The following is a 14,849-nucleotide window of genomic DNA, read 5'->3' on the forward strand; positions in this document are numbered from 1 at the left end:
ACTTCAGTAAAAGAATGTTTTAGGTCTGATCAAGATAATTTATTTAATTAAAAATCAGACCTTTAATTTTATTTTTTTAGTCTTTTTCTTTTACCTTTTCCTGTAACATCTTGATTTCATCCCGAAGACGGGCAGCTTCCATAAAATCCAGTTCCTTTGCCGCAGTCTCCATTGCTTTTCTTCTTTCCCTAATAACCTTTTCGACCTGAACTTTACTGAAATATTCTACCTCTTCTTCGGCAGCTTTAAGCGTTTTTGGCCTCTCATCATAATCATAAACATCTAATTTCTGTTTAACCAGGGCACTATCGAAAGCTTTAACTAACGGAGTTGGTGTGATTTTATGCTTCTGGTTATACTCAATTTGTTTTTGTCTGCGGTACTCGGTTTGATCTATTGTTTTCTGCATACTATCCGTAATTTTATCTGCATACAGAATAGCTTTTCCTTCTACGTGCCGGGCCGCCCGACCAATGGTCTGGGTAAGGGAGCGGTTACTTCGTAAAAAACCTTCCTTATCGGCATCAATGATTGCAACCAGGGAAACTTCAGGTAAATCCAGGCCTTCCCGTAGGAGGTTTACTCCAATAAGTACATCAAAAATCCCTTTTCTCAAATCCTGCATAATTTCCACCCGTTCCAGAGTGTCCACATCTGAGTGAATATATCTACAGCGGATGTCAATTCGGGTGAGGTATTTGGTGAGTTCTTCAGCCATTCTTTTGGTTAAAGTTGTCACAAGAATCCGCTCGTCTTTCTCTACCCGAACATGGATTTCTTCAATTAAATCATCAATCTGGTTTAAGCTTGGACGCACCTCTATTACAGGATCAAGTAAACCTGTGGGCCGTATCACCTGTTCTACATAAACCCCTTCTGTCTTCTGAAGTTCATAATCTGCAGGGGTAGCACTCACGTAAATCACCTGATTTTGCAGCGCCTCAAATTCTTCAAATTTTAACGGACGGTTATCCATGGCAGCAGGAAGCCTGAAGCCGTAATCCACGAGAGTTTCTTTTCTGGAGCGGTCACCGCCGTACATGGCGTGCACCTGCGGAATTGTAACATGGCTTTCGTCCACGACCATTAAGTAATCATCGGGGAAGTAATCCAGCAAGCAGAAAGGACGTGTTCCGGGTTTTCTTCCGTCAAGGTATCGGGAATAATTCTCAATCCCGGAGCAGTAACCAAGTTCACGAATCATTTCCAGGTCGAAATTTGTCCTTTCGTCAAGCCGTTTTGCCTCAAGGTGTTTTCCGATATCCCTGAAATAATCCACCTGCTTCACTAAATCATCCTGAATGTCACGAATAGCACCCTGAAGTACATCGGGCGAAGTCACAAACATGTTGGCAGGATAAATATTCAACCGATCGTATTTTTCCACAACATCATTAGTTCCGGGATCAAAAGCTTCAATTTCTTCAATTTCATCTCCGAAAAAGTGAATTCTGAAGGCATTATCTGCATAACTCGGGAAGACATCAACAGTATCTCCTTTTATTCTAAAGTTCCCGTGAGAAAATTCAGCTTCAGTCCGTGAATAAAGACTTTGCACCAGTTTGTGCAGCAATTTGGTTCGGGAAATATTCATGTCCCGTTCTATGGAAACCACGTTTTTCTTGAATTCCACAGGATTTCCGATACCATAAAGGCAGGAAACCGAAGCAACAACCAGTACATCCCGCCGGCCGCTTAAAAGCGAAGAAGTTGTACTAAGCCTAAGCTTTTCAATTTCCTCATTAATAGACAGATCCTTTTCAATATAAGTTCCCGAAGACGGAATAAAAGCTTCCGGTTGATAATAATCGTAGTAGCTTACAAAGTATTCAACTGCATTGTCTGGAAAAAAGTGCTTAAATTCCGAATATAATTGAGCTGCCAGGGTTTTATTGTGGGCAAGAACAAGCGTCGGTTTTTGTACCTCTTCTATAACATTCGCAACAGAAAAAGTTTTTCCGGAGCCTGTAACCCCCAGCAGAGTTTGATATTGATCGTTCCGGTTTAAACCTGAAACAAGCTGCTTTATTGCCTGTGGCTGGTCACCGGTAGGTTTATAATCTGATTCTATTTGGAATTTCATGGATTCTTTTCTTAGCCACGCGAAATTACGCAATTCCCGTGCCTATTCAAACTCCTGAAAATCAATTCTATCTTTTAAGTGTGAAGTGTCCTTTTATCTCAGTTCCATCCTCAAAATAAATACTGAACCAGTAGTCATCTGAGGGCATTGGACGACCGTTGAAATTTCCGTCCCAACCTGCACCATCAGGGCTAAGCTGCTTCAGTACTTTTCCGTATCTGTCAAAAATGTGAATATTACGAATGGTAAATTCGTTATTATCGATGTCGTAGGGTTTCCAACTGTCATTATAGCCATCGTTATTGGGAGTGAAAAAGTTAGGAAAGCCAAAAACTGTAAATTCCTGTTCTATAATCCCACAGCCATTCTCCACCTGAACATAAACCGTATGTTTTCCGCCGGGAACATTCCTAAATTGAGGATTGGATTGATAAGGACCATTAATATTATCCAGAGAGAAAGTGAGGTTGGAGCTATCCGGAGTTGTAACAATAGTCACGTTACTTACAGCGCCATTATTGTCGACCTGAATATCAGAAATTTCCGCTGCACCCACTTCTTGAACAGAAAAATTTATTGTTCTTCCGCAGCCAAAACTGTTATTAATAAGATTGAGGTTGTAATTTCCCGGTTCATTAATTTCAATTGTGGTAGTTGTTTCGCCGGTGCTCCATTCAAAAGAAAAATCTTCAGGATTATTCAGACCAAGATTTTTTCCCAGCAGCAAAGGAAATTGTGATGAGCAAAGTTCCAGAATATTGTTCTGCTGAATATCGGGAAAAGTGACAATTTCCAGATCCAGACTGCCATAACCATAACATACATCCTCCTTATAGGCTTTTACATAGATTATGCCCGCTTCAGAATTATAAATATCGGGCAGAGGATTAGCGCCCAACACAGCATCATCTTCATCTCTATGAAAAGTGAGGTTTACATTTTCATCAAGGTTAAGATTAGCACGTATGCTCTCTTCGATATTAGTAAGATTAAATTCTGCCTCTCCATTGCCAATGTCGCATCCCCTCGCTGTTCCTGCATCCAACACTACACCTTCTGAGGTGGCAAGTTGAATTTTTGTAAGGGAGGTACATTCATCGTCAAATCCGGTGACTTTTGCGACCAATTCCTGATTAGGGGAAGTATTGCGGTAAAGATCATCCAGGCCTTCCCGATTCAGGTTATCCAGCATGGCATCCCTTTCCGTTTCATAAAAGAGGACCCGAAGATTATTGTTGTTTCCGGTAAGGTAATTCCGCGCCAGCTGCAGATTAAAATCTGTGAGTCCGTCGTCAGGAATGCCATCCCTTGCATCACATTGGGTTAAAACATAATCCTGTGCAGCTTCAGGAATGCCAATTATCGTGATCTCCTTGCATACAGGATCTTGCGGAAGGTTGTTTATGAATTTTGTCAGGCTAACTGTATAAGATCCGGGTGCATCATAAGTATGTGAAGGGGTTTCTTCCGAAGAAAAATTTCCATCTCCAAAATCCCATTCTACAGTATCGTAATTATTGCCGCTGGGAGTGAACCTGGTTGGCTCTCCAAGACAAAAATCTTCAGCCTCAAAACTATTGTTGAAAAGAGACTGGACGAAAGGCGGCAGGCCAAGTTTTACATCGTTAGGTGAAACATCTATAGAATTATGTGAATAATCTACGTTGTTACCGGCATTCTCCGGCTCATGAATGATAGATAAAAAATTGTGGTGTAAATAACCTCCGTCATCTGTAGGATAACCCGCACGGTAAATTTTGCCATCGATTGCCAGTTGAAGTGCTCCGGCAACATTTCGGAAGGAGTGAATTACAGTGCGTGTGTTTGCAGTATTTCCGCTTTCCAGGTTGAACTGATAAAGTTCACTGTTGTCCAGAACGTCATTCTCATTATAATTATTTGCAGTGACATAGAGTTTGGAAGATTCAGGTGAAAATTCCACGCCATAGGGATAAGAATTTTCTAATATGAGTTCTTCGTTGGATACTTTTCCGGTGACATCATCAAAATCGTACAGAAAAACTTTTCCGTTTTTTTTGGTACCATTCATACCGGAATTCTGAAGCGCTGTATTAGAATAGGCCGCCGCTATCTTCTTTCCGTCAGGGGAAATCTTCAGGTATCCTCCAGCTGTGATATTGACACCAATTTCATTGATAACGGGAGGGAAATTATTTGAAATTACTGAAACAACAGGAGAAGTCTCCACGCCAGCTGAACTAATTCTGAAGGAATAAAATTTATTTCCGAATTGCGTGACCACCCAATAAGAAATGCAGTCACCACCGATTACAGCAGAAATTTTTTCTGAATTTTTAAATTCATTTTCCAGTGGATCTGAAGGATTGTATGTCACCAGGTGTATGTTCTTTCGTCCTTCTATTACAGCACCTCGTCCATTGCTTAAAGTCATATCTACTTCAGAATAATTCACTCCCTCAAGAGGGTCTTCCGGAGACAGATAGTAATCAGGTTTATCTACAGTGAAAATGAAATATCGGTTGGGATTACCAGGTCTGGGAACAACAATGGCAGACTGTGTGCTGGAAACATGGCCCTTTAAATTCTCTCCATTCCGCATCACGTCATGGCTGCGGTTATAGACAGTACTTCCGTCGGTATATAAAAGAAGATTTCCATTGCGGTCAGAAATACTGGTGGATCCTTCTACCGTTTGCAATTCTCCGTTTAGAAGAGGTGTAGGTGTGCCGCTGTTAAAGGACAGACCTGCCTGGTCTCCAAAATACCAATTGGAGGCTTCCTTTTGCGCTTCTGCTTCTATAGCAAAAAACACAAGAATAAAAATGAATAGGCAGCTTCTTAATTTCATACCACGGTGAAAGATCACCAAGGTATTACAAATCCCGCTTTTTAAGCAGTCGGTAGGAGAAAAACACAAAAATAGCTGTCCAGGCAATTACTATTAGAAGCTGATACCAATGGATGCCGTAATCTTTTTCAAACTCAGATCCCAGTTGGTTCGCAGCAGCTTTAAAGGCATTCAGACGGGAAAATGGTTCTTTAATAATGTTCGCCATGCTCTCCAGTGGAAAGAAGCGCGCGATATGATCTGCAGTATCAGTTCCTCTAAAAATTTTCCACTTTAGAACACCATAGGTGATGCTTTCTATTATCCACCAGATAAAAAGAAAGCCCAGTGCAAATGCAGAGCGCTTTACCAATATTCCCAGGAACATACAGAAGGCAAAAAAAGCTGTAAGCTTGACGAAATATCCTACAAGATATTCCATATCTGAAAGAATAATGGAAACTTCAGTAAAATCTGAAAAAGAAAGGCCCAGGATTAAAGAAACAATAAACAGGAATAACGTAGAGACCAATGAAAATACGAGTACCGTCAGGAATTTAGAAAGTACAAATTCTTTTTTGCTAAGACCATCGATGAGGTTTTGCTTGAGCGTCCTGTTGCTGTATTCATTGGACATCATAGAAACAATGACAATGGCCAAAAACAGTTTTAGCATTGCCGCAATATAGCTGTTAAAGTGCCAAATGTAAGGGAAATTAAAAATTCCCTGGTCTGCTAGCCGGAAATTGATCTGACCAATATTGAATTCGATTGAAGCAAAAAGAGCAATAAAAGTGATAAGAATAAAATACGTGAGCGTTAATACTTTAGCAGAACGACTGTATTTTAATTTATGAAATTCTATGTTTAATAATCGTAGCATCAGGCTTTATTTGTTTGGTTAGTTAATTGAAGGAACTGTTCTTCCAGGCTTTGTTTTCTCTTTACGAGATAACATAAAGAGAGGCCTCTTTCAAACAAATATTCATTAATCACTTCGGCCTCCATAGGTTCTTTCAGGATAGCTGTTACCAGATCTTCATTAACCGTAATTTTACCAATATCGGGGTGGCTCTTTAATAGCTCTTGCAGGCGGGCAGTGTCTTTAGCTCTTAATTCAAAAAATCCGTGGCTTGCATTAATTCCGTCTACGGGGCCCGTATAAAGTTTAACTCCGTTGCGGATAATTACTACATGGGAGCAGACTTTTTCCACTTCATCCAACAAATGTGAAGCGAGTAAAATAGTGGTACCCATTGAAGCGATTTTTCTGATAATTTCCCGAATCTGATGGATTCCCTGAGGATCGAGTCCGTTGGTAGGTTCATCAAGAATAAGAATTTCAGGATCATTGAGTAGGGCAGAAGCGATGGCCAATCGCTGTTTCATTCCTAAAGAATAAGTTTTAAATTTACTGTCTTTTCTATCCAGAAGTCCGACAAGTTTGAGTTTCTCTTCAATTTTTGCAGCCGGAATATCTTTAATTTTACAAACCAGAGCCAGGTTTTGGGTGGCGGTCATGTATGGGTAGAAATTAGGATGTTCTATGATTGCGCCTACTTTTTTAAGAGCTTCATGCGTAGATTCTCTTCCGTCGAACCATAGAAAATCCCCGCTGGTTTTATTCACGACATTAAGAACCATTCCTAAAGTTGTAGATTTACCACTACCATTAGGGCCTAAAATTCCGTAGACATTTCCCTTTTCAATAGTAAAAGAAAGATTGTCTACCGCCGTAAGGGAGCCGTATTTTTTAGTAAGATTGGTGATGCTAAGGATTGTTTCCAATTGATGAAATGTTTTTAATATGACGACGAAATTAACGTTTTGTTACGGGTTTCGCACTAGAAACTGTATTTTTGGGTAAAACCAATTGATTCATGGAGCAGAAATTAATGTCGAAGAAGAAACCTTCTTTCCCAATAAACCAGCGTTTTAACCGGTATCTGGCTAAATATAACCGGAATACGATGATTCCTGTGTTTTATGAAGATTTACTGCGGTTTTCCGGGTCTATTGTGGTTTATGATCAACATGAAGAGGATACTTTTTGGGTGCGTTGCTATTATCCAGATCACGAACGCCTGGAGATTGATGAAAGCTTGAAGAAAGTGTATACCATCCTTCATTCTGATGGTAGTGACGATTCCCTCGAGTTCCTTAATATTGATGCGATAGATTATTGCACTTTCGGAAATTCAAAACCTTTTAGAGTTAAGGTGCGGAATATTTTAAACGACAGTTTCACCTACTTTTACGTGAAAACAGCAGATGCTTCCCGGATTTACGGACTGGAATTTGAACATTTACTTTCCCCGCACAGGATTAATTTTCTGGTTTATAAAGAAACTTTAATTGAGGAACATATCGCAGGAATTCCCGGTGACGTTTTTATTGAAGATCACCTCCCAACCTGCAGCGAACGTGAGCAAACGCAAATTGCCAAACAGTTTGTGAAATTCAACGAGCGCTGTACGGTACGACTTTTAGGAGATATGCGCTCTTATAATTATGTGGTGATTCCCACCCACGATTTTGATCATGTCCAATATAAAATTAGAGCTATAGATTTCGATCAGCAATGTTATGAGGGAAATTTAAAAGTTTACCGTCCGCAGTTCTTTAAAGAGAATTATAAGATGGTAAAGTTGGTTTCAGAAAAGCTTCAGGAATCTTCTATTGAGCAATATAGGAAGGAGGAGCGGTCGCTGCTTGCAAAGCGGATTATCAACACCAAAAGCAGGTATAAGGAGTTGATAAGGTGTATGATAAATGATCATGTATCTACCGGAGATAAAGTGAAAAATCTTCGTCAGGATCTTTATAAATACACTAACGATGTAAAATTTAAACGCGCCAGTACGATGGGACAGATTCTACGTACTGCTCTGGATTTTGTAAAGCGGAATTATGAAGATGTAAATATGAAGCGGTTGTTGAGCTGAAGAACTTCTTTTGAAAAAGGCAAAAAGTTTATTTTTGTTTTGAAGCCGGCGCTCTTGATTTTGTCTTGAACATGTAAAAAGTTTTCTGCAAAAATACGCCGTGAATCCTATAAATTTAAGAAGCTAAAAAAGTGAAGAGTATAAGTGGTTATATCTGATTATAGTTTTTGCAAATTACAGTTTTAGGTCTAATTCAAGTATATAAAAAATTCATCCAAAATTATTATTTTGGTGCTAGTTGGGAAGTGTGAAAAACTGTTTGGCAGTAAATCTAATGGGGTAGCGGATAAATTTTAGAAAAATACTAAGTAATATGTAAACTGGCAGAAAAACTGAAAAATTCTTGAATTATTACAAAGAGTAAAAAAATGAGTGATTTCCTTAGAAGAATGGCTGTATTTACTTACTGTTCTTTAAAAGGAAAGTATGAGCCTGCGTTTAAACAATTCAAATTCATTAGAGGTTTTTTACACTTCATCTTCTATATTCCAAAGATTTAAGATTCAGAGAATTTTGATCCAAAGGCTTTTTTACGAAAAATTGAAGAATCGGAATGTGATTTCAAAACCTTCTACTGTATAGCGGGATCTTACAGTCTCTAAGGAAAAATTTTAAATAGCGCTCTATGGCTGAAGATGTAAAGACGTAATGTGGCAGATAGAAGTATACCTATTCAATGTTGATAGATACAGTTGAAATAACTTATTTTTCAGGCCTTAAATTCCTAACTCCGATTTTTTTTCCATTGTAATTATCTTGAACCCCATGTCCGACTTTATTTTTTCCAGAAAAGTATTTCCAAAGAAGCTGCTTACGCAGGAAATTTTCAAAATTTATTCCGGTGAGGAGATTCAGGTGGAAGAATTTCATGGTAAATGGGGATCTCTGGCAGTCAGCAGGAATTTGTACAATGGATTTCAGCCCCTGGAGACAAATGACCATATTTTTGTTGTTTTGGGTGGCCCTGTGCTTTGTTTTGCCAATAATTCTTTTTTGACTGAAAAGAATGGAACAGAAAAGATTTATAATCGATGGCGGAATGGGGAAGTCCAATGCGATAAGGATCTATCAGGGCCTTTTGCAATTTTTATTATAAATAAGAGTAGGAGCGAATTACTTTGTGTCACAGATTTATTGTCTTTTATACCACTTTATGTTTTTCAAGATAAAAAGGATCTTTTTATAGCTTCCCACGTAGATATTCTGGCGTGTTCTGCCGGAAGAGAAAATAATTTTGATGCTGTTTCGCAAGCAGACTTTATTTTAAATGGCGTGGTGACTTTTCCTTTTTCAATGTATACCGAAATTTGGCAATAATCGCCTGCTGCTGTTGACAATTTTATAAAAGAGGAGGATAGAACTTATTCAAAAAGTTATTGGTTGCCCGCCGAAGAAAATTTTTATGAAACGCTTGATTTGGCGGCGACAGCTATCAGGGGAAGTTTAGAAAATTATATAAATTCTGTTTGCGAGAACACTACAGAGGTCGCTCAATTTATTAGTGGTGGCGAAGATTCCCGGTTAATTGCCGCGCTTTTACCAAAAAGTTTAAAACGGGATGCATTTGTTTTTCTGGATTCGATGAACCGGGAAGGTATTCTGGCTAAAAAAGCTGCTAAGATCTACGGAGCAAATTTTATACTGACGGCCCGTACCAAGAATCATTATCTTGAAATTCTTCCTGCTGCTTCAAAGCTTGTGGGCAGCGGAGCAGAATATGTACATGCACACTCTTATGGATTATACAAAAGTTGTTACCTCACAAAATATCCTGCTGTTTTCGGCGGATTATTTGCTGATGCTTTCCTGAAGGGGTCCCGAATTTCCAAGGAGCCCAAAACTAGGTTTAGAGCTCGGCGAAAACGAGAAAATCCAGAATTAAAAGAAGTTAATAATAAACTTTTTTCAGCAGAATTATTGGCAGAAGTAAATATGCGGAGGAATACTCATTTAAACCGAATACAGGAATTACGTCCACAATCTGCTGCGGAATGGTTTTTTATGTGGCCCATTTCAATGAATTCAAGTGTTCCAAATTTGCATGCCAACCGAAGGCTTTTCAGGAGCTACGAGCCTTTTATTTCTCATGAAATAGTAAAAATTTCTGCTCGTATCCCCCAGGAATGGAAGTTGAACAGATTGCTGTTTCACAAGATGGCAAAGCCTTTGCTGAAACCTTCGAAATGGCTGATGCACAATACCGGCAGGTTACCGTATTTTCCAGAGTATTTAAACCGGATTGTAGCACTTCCTTTAAGGCATATAAGAAATCTAAGGGAAACAAAGGAATTTGGAAGACGCAACCATGGTCCCTGGGCGCAATGGGACGTGGTTCAGCAGAGTAAGGAATGGCGGGAGTTAATGCAGAAATATTCAGAAGGACTGGAGGAAATAGACGCAAACTTTCAAGAAAAAAATATTACAGAGGTGTACCGGCATTTCAGTTTGTTTCAGAAAATCAGGTTACTGCAGGTGGTGGAGGGAATTTGTAGTTTAGGTTCTAAGCAATAGGCGCTAAGCTAAAAAATTTCCGAATTTCAGGTTCTGGAAGGAACTCCCAACACCCAACTATTCTGAAGATCGATAATTGCCATTTTGGACGCACTTCTTCTGAAAGAAAAATGAGAAAATTTTTTTCCGTAACTCTCACTTCTTACCTCGTACTTGAGATAAGGTCGATAATTGCCATTTTTCAAGCATCGCTTTTAAAGAGGAAAGAGAAGAGAGGAAAGAGCCTTTTCACTCTTCACTCTTTACTTCATTTTTAGCTTTTTTCTTCTTTATTGAAGTAAACGAGGTAGTAATACATCTGTTTTTCTTCATCCCAGCCTTTTTCTACAAATTTTTCAGCAGATTCCGGGTTAATGAAGTCCAGTTTTATCTGAATATTGGTGTCCAGGTTAATTACGCTCTTAATTTTCTTCCTGGCAGCGGTAACTGCAGTGTTTACAATAGAAAAATCTGAAAGATCTTCAATTTTATATTTTGGAGCCTTCTCTGTTTTGTAATTCTGAAATTCAGGAACCAGCTCTGGATTGTCAATTACAGAATTCAGGAAATTAGTCTCTTCAAATTTGTCATTTTTCGCGAAGTAATCCATGCTTCGGTTCATAAACATGACTTCTTCTTTTTTGTCTTCCGCAGGAAGCACAACATCTTTGGCGAAATTTTTACAAAAATTCAGGTAGTTTTTTGTGCGATAATTATCGTCGGCAAGAATATCTACCCCTAAAAAGTTCTCCAGCCAATACTTTGTATCGTACCTGTTGGAATCTACCGAGAGGATTTTGTAACCTTCTTCCCTTCCTTTATTGAAAATAAGCGCTCCTTTGTCCAGTTTGTTCAGGTTAATTCCCTGCTGGACAATCATATCCAGAATACTTCCTTTTTCTTCAAACTGAAGAAAATCGTGCTTCAATTCTGACTTAAATATGCCAATTGCCGACATTTTTTCATTGTCCAGTTGCATATTTTCAAAATAAACCAGGAAGACCTCTCCATTTTTAATATGCGGATGGGCAGATTGCTCGAAAAGCAAGGTGGTTACTTTCTTTGAAATTTCGTGAGCCTTATCTGGGCTATCAAAGATAGCATTGGCCAAATTATAGAGTTCGTTAAATTCCAAATCAGTTTCATGAGAAAACTGATAGTAATTTTCTTCTTTTTCCCTGAAAGGCTTCAGGAAAAATTCCTTGATAAGCGGTTTAATTTCATCCTCAAGATTATAAGGATTTGCAGAAAGGAAAATTCCTTCATTTCTACTTTTATTACCTACTCTGTGAATAGATAAAGATTCAATCTGGGCATTAAAGAGGTTTATCATTTAATAATGAAAAGTAAAAGGTTAAAAGAAATATTGAAGTGAATGCTGATTAATTCCAGTTTTCGTCAAAAGAAAGGTTGTCGTAATCATCAACATCAAAATCATCATCAAATTCTGCCGAACCTTCTTCACTCTCACCAATAAATTCTTTTTCGGGAGCTACGTTAGGTATTTGTCCGTGTACGAACATAAGGTTTGGATAATCGATACTATCTTCAGGATCGGCAATTTCAGCAAGTTCCACGAGGAACGTCCACATATTCAGAAAATCATAGACGTAGATCATTTTCGTATTATCTTCTGAAAGGACGCTGTCAAGGCTGGTTTCATTCATAAGCCTTACTTCGCCACCCATATCAAACTGAGAAAATTCTTCTCCCTGGTTCCAATTATCATCGCTGGCATAAAAGGAAGCCATCTCTGTCCCGTCAAAACCAAATGACTGGATTATGGTGTTATGAAGATCCTCCAGGGTACTTTCCTGAAGCATTTCTATATCTCTGAACACATCCTCTTCCGCATCAAGAATTACTCTGAATCTATAAACCATAGCTTTAAATTTTAGGGGGCAAAGTTACAAACTTTTGTACTTCTTAGGGGCATACACGCATTCCATTAACAAATAAAACTGAATCCCGAAAAACAGGGAGGCAATGACCAGATGCAACGGCTGGCTAAGAAACGGGAAGTCGTAATTATACATGGAAATACCTGTTGCTATTTCCATTAAAAGCAGGATTAGTATCCAGTTAATTTTTGAGAATTTTAACCCGAATTTTCTGTTTTGCCACCAGAGCAGAAGGTTTACAAGCAGTACCAGGATTGAAAAAGAACGGTGGAAATAAAAGGTGAAATTAGGGTTTGCCAGCCAAAGTTCTTCAACTCCTGTACCTAATGCTTTAGACTGTTCATCCACAAACTGTCGTACCTGAGTTCCCAGTACCACCTGGATTAATGTAAGACTAATGGCGGAAATAAGGAGATTCCGGAAGCCTTTCTTTTGATAATGTTCACGTCTTTTTTCCGAAGAAATATAGATTAGGTAGATGAGAATCGCCACAATTACCAGGGCCATCACCATGTGTACGGTAATACGGGCGGGTGCAAGAACAGAATACACCACGGTTGCGCCAAGCCATGCCTGGAATCCCATGAGAAGGACGGTAAGCCATGACAGCAGCGGAACACGTTTGCGGATTTTCCATTTTTTGAAGGATAAAAATGCCATGATTAATACGGCAAAGCCCGCCAGCGCCCCGAAAAGCCTGTTAATGTATTCCACCCAGGTATGTGCGGGATTAAAGACTGCATAATCGTGTTTGATATAGGTTTCCCAGTTTTCTTTGTTGTATTCTTTAGAAGAAGTGAAGTCTGAAGCAGCGACCTGCAAGGTTTCATCTACAATAATCACCTGGCCTTTTTCATATTTTTTTTGTGGCTGAAACAAAAGTTCGGTCTCTTCAGTAGGAGGAATGTAATATCCGAAGCATTTTGGCCAGTCGGGACAGCCCATTCCAGAGCCGGTCATTCTTACCACGGCCCCGGCAATAATTACCAGGTAAACAAGGACAAGCGCTATTTTTGCTGATTTTCGATACACTTTTTGTTGATATTAGATTTGAGACTGCTTCGCTATCAGAATTTTAAATTTGGTTCAGGAATTTTTAAAATTTTATTCTTCCAGCTGAATTTTCCTGCTCGATTTGCTACTCCAAACTCCGATCTCCGAACTCACTATTTCACCGGCTGTAGCCCAAGCTTTTGTCCTTTTTTCAGCATAAAATTATGTGCTGCATCATATTCGTTCGGGATATCTCCTTCAAGAATTGCTTCTTTAATCGCATCCTTTATCATTCCCACTTCCCGACAGGGCGTTAAACCAAAAGTTTCCATAATTTCCTCTCCACTTACCGGAGGCTGAAAATTGCGTATATGGTCCCGCTCTTCAACTTCCTTTATCTTTTGTCTTACTATTTTGAAGTTGTTATGATATCGATCAAAACGTTTAGGGTTTTTGGTAGTGATGTCAGCTTCACAAAGGGTCATTAAATCCTCAATATTGTCCCCGGCGTCAAAAACAAGCCTGCGCACGGCAGAATCTGTGGTATTATCATCCACAATAGCAATAGGACGCGAGCTCATTAAAACCATTTTTTGAACAAACTTCATTTTTTCGTTTAACGGCAATCTCAAACGCTTAAATAATTTATAGACCATTTTGGCACCCACAAACTCATGACCATGAAATGTCCAGCCTATTTTCTTATGAAACTTCTTGGTAGGTGCTTTTCCTATATCATGAAGAAGTGCGGCCCATCGCAGCCAGAGATCATCGGTGTTTTCAGAAATATTGTCCACTACTTCCAGGGTGTGCCAAAAATTATCTTTATGTCGTTGTCCTTCAATTTCATCGATTCCTTCCAGTGCGGTAAGTTCAGGAAGAATTAGTTTTAAAAGTTTTGTTTTATGAAGCAGCGCAAAACCGACTGATGGTTTTTCGGAAAGCATAATCTTGTTCAGCTCATCGACAATGCGTTCTTTGGAAATTATTTTAATCCGGTCTTTATTCTCCCGTATTGCTTTAAGCGATTCTTTTTCGATTCTGAAGCCAAGCTGGGCGGCAAAACGTATCGCTCTTAACATTCGCAAAGGATCATCAGAATAGGTAACATCCGGATCAAGCGGAGTTCGGATAATCTGGGATTTTAAATCTTCGAGTCCGTTAAAGGGATCCAGAAGTTCTCCAAAATTGTTTTTATTCAGGCTTAACGCAAGTGCATTAATTGTGAAATCACGCCGATTCTGATCGTCTTGCAGCGTGCCATTTTCCACAACGGGATTCCTGCTGTCCTCACTATAGCTTTCTTTACGGGCGCCAACAAATTCAATTTCCATATCGAAAGCCCGCAGCATTGCGGTGCCGTAGTTCTTGAAGACCTGGACTTTTGGCTTGTGAGATAATAGTTCTGAAACCTTTTTTGCAAGTTCAATCCCACTTCCCACGGCAACCACATCAATATCTTTGGGATCGCCCCGTTGCAGAAGGTGGTCACGTACAAAACCACCAATAACGTAGCTTTCTACATCCAGTTCTTCCGCGGCAAGCGAGATTATATTAAAAATTTTATGATCTAAGGCTTCTTTATAGTTTTCCACTTACTCTTTTTTCTTCCTGTCGAAAGACCTCGC

The 14,849-nt window shown here is 39.2% G+C and carries 12 protein-coding genes; 3 read left to right on the forward strand and 9 right to left on the reverse strand.

The annotated features are described in order from the left end of the window. Window positions 1-76: 76 nt before the first annotated feature. From uvrB to RM541_RS11935, 4 genes are all read right to left on the reverse strand, one after another. Complete coding sequence (gene uvrB, locus RM541_RS11920; protein WP_311500375.1) at window positions 77-2,083, reverse strand: excinuclease ABC subunit UvrB; 2,007 nt, start codon at window positions 2,081-2,083, stop codon at window positions 77-79. 67 nt (window positions 2,084-2,150) lie between these two features. Further along, a complete protein-coding gene (locus RM541_RS11925) occupies window positions 2,151-4,913 on the reverse strand; it encodes a T9SS type B sorting domain-containing protein (protein ID WP_311500376.1) in 2,763 nt (920 codons plus the stop codon). 25 nt (window positions 4,914-4,938) lie between these two features. Further along, on the reverse strand, window positions 4,939-5,775 hold the full coding sequence (locus RM541_RS11930; RefSeq protein WP_311500377.1) for an ABC transporter permease: 837 nt from the start codon (window positions 5,773-5,775) through the stop codon (window positions 4,939-4,941). After that, complete coding sequence (locus RM541_RS11935; RefSeq protein WP_311500378.1) at window positions 5,775-6,680, reverse strand: ABC transporter ATP-binding protein; 906 nt, start codon at window positions 6,678-6,680, stop codon at window positions 5,775-5,777. The genes RM541_RS11930 and RM541_RS11935 overlap by 1 nt, the downstream gene beginning before the upstream one ends. Before the next feature lie 92 nt (window positions 6,681-6,772). Here RM541_RS11935 and RM541_RS11940 point away from each other — a divergent pair, with 92 nt between their 5' ends. The 3 genes from RM541_RS11940 (at window position 6,773) to RM541_RS11950 (ending at window position 10,348) form a co-directional block, all read left to right on the forward strand. After that, window positions 6,773-7,837, forward strand: coding sequence for a hypothetical protein (locus tag RM541_RS11940; RefSeq protein ID WP_311500379.1), 1,065 nt, complete (start codon window positions 6,773-6,775; stop codon window positions 7,835-7,837). Window positions 7,838-8,602: 765 nt separating this feature from the next. Next, window positions 8,603-9,154: a hypothetical protein gene (locus RM541_RS11945; protein ID WP_311500380.1), complete on the forward strand. Its 552-nt coding sequence runs from the start codon at window positions 8,603-8,605 to the stop codon at window positions 9,152-9,154. A gap of 63 nt (window positions 9,155-9,217) precedes the next feature. After that, window positions 9,218-10,348 carry an asparagine synthase-related protein gene (locus tag RM541_RS11950; protein WP_311500381.1) on the forward strand — a complete coding sequence of 377 codons (1,131 nt, stop codon included), beginning with the start codon at window positions 9,218-9,220 and terminating at the stop codon, window positions 10,346-10,348. Window positions 10,349-10,374: 26 nt separating this feature from the next. Here the strand turns inward: RM541_RS11950 and RM541_RS11955 are convergent, their stop codons facing one another. The 5 genes from RM541_RS11955 to RM541_RS11975 form a co-directional block, all read right to left on the reverse strand. After that, on the reverse strand, window positions 10,375-10,533 hold the full coding sequence (locus RM541_RS11955; protein ID WP_311500382.1) for a hypothetical protein: 159 nt from the start codon (window positions 10,531-10,533) through the stop codon (window positions 10,375-10,377). A gap of 68 nt (window positions 10,534-10,601) precedes the next feature. Then, window positions 10,602-11,660 carry a nucleoid-associated protein gene (locus RM541_RS11960; RefSeq protein ID WP_311495941.1) on the reverse strand — a complete coding sequence of 353 codons (1,059 nt, stop codon included), beginning with the start codon at window positions 11,658-11,660 and terminating at the stop codon, window positions 10,602-10,604. 49 nt (window positions 11,661-11,709) lie between these two features. Continuing rightward, on the reverse strand, window positions 11,710-12,210 hold the full coding sequence (locus RM541_RS11965; protein WP_311495942.1) for an IS1096 element passenger TnpR family protein: 501 nt from the start codon (window positions 12,208-12,210) through the stop codon (window positions 11,710-11,712). Between the two features lie 24 nt (window positions 12,211-12,234). Next, window positions 12,235-13,260, reverse strand: coding sequence for a COX15/CtaA family protein (locus RM541_RS11970; RefSeq protein WP_311500383.1), 1,026 nt, complete (start codon window positions 13,258-13,260; stop codon window positions 12,235-12,237). A gap of 134 nt (window positions 13,261-13,394) precedes the next feature. Beyond that, entirely contained in the window at window positions 13,395-14,816 is a 1,422-nt protein-coding gene (locus RM541_RS11975; RefSeq protein ID WP_311500384.1) for a CCA tRNA nucleotidyltransferase, read from the reverse strand. Window positions 14,817-14,849: the final 33 nt, after the last annotated feature.

Origin of the sequence: Autumnicola psychrophila (assembly GCF_031846645.1) — a bacterium.
GTDB classification, from domain to species: domain Bacteria; phylum Bacteroidota; class Bacteroidia; order Flavobacteriales; family Flavobacteriaceae; genus Autumnicola; species Autumnicola psychrophila.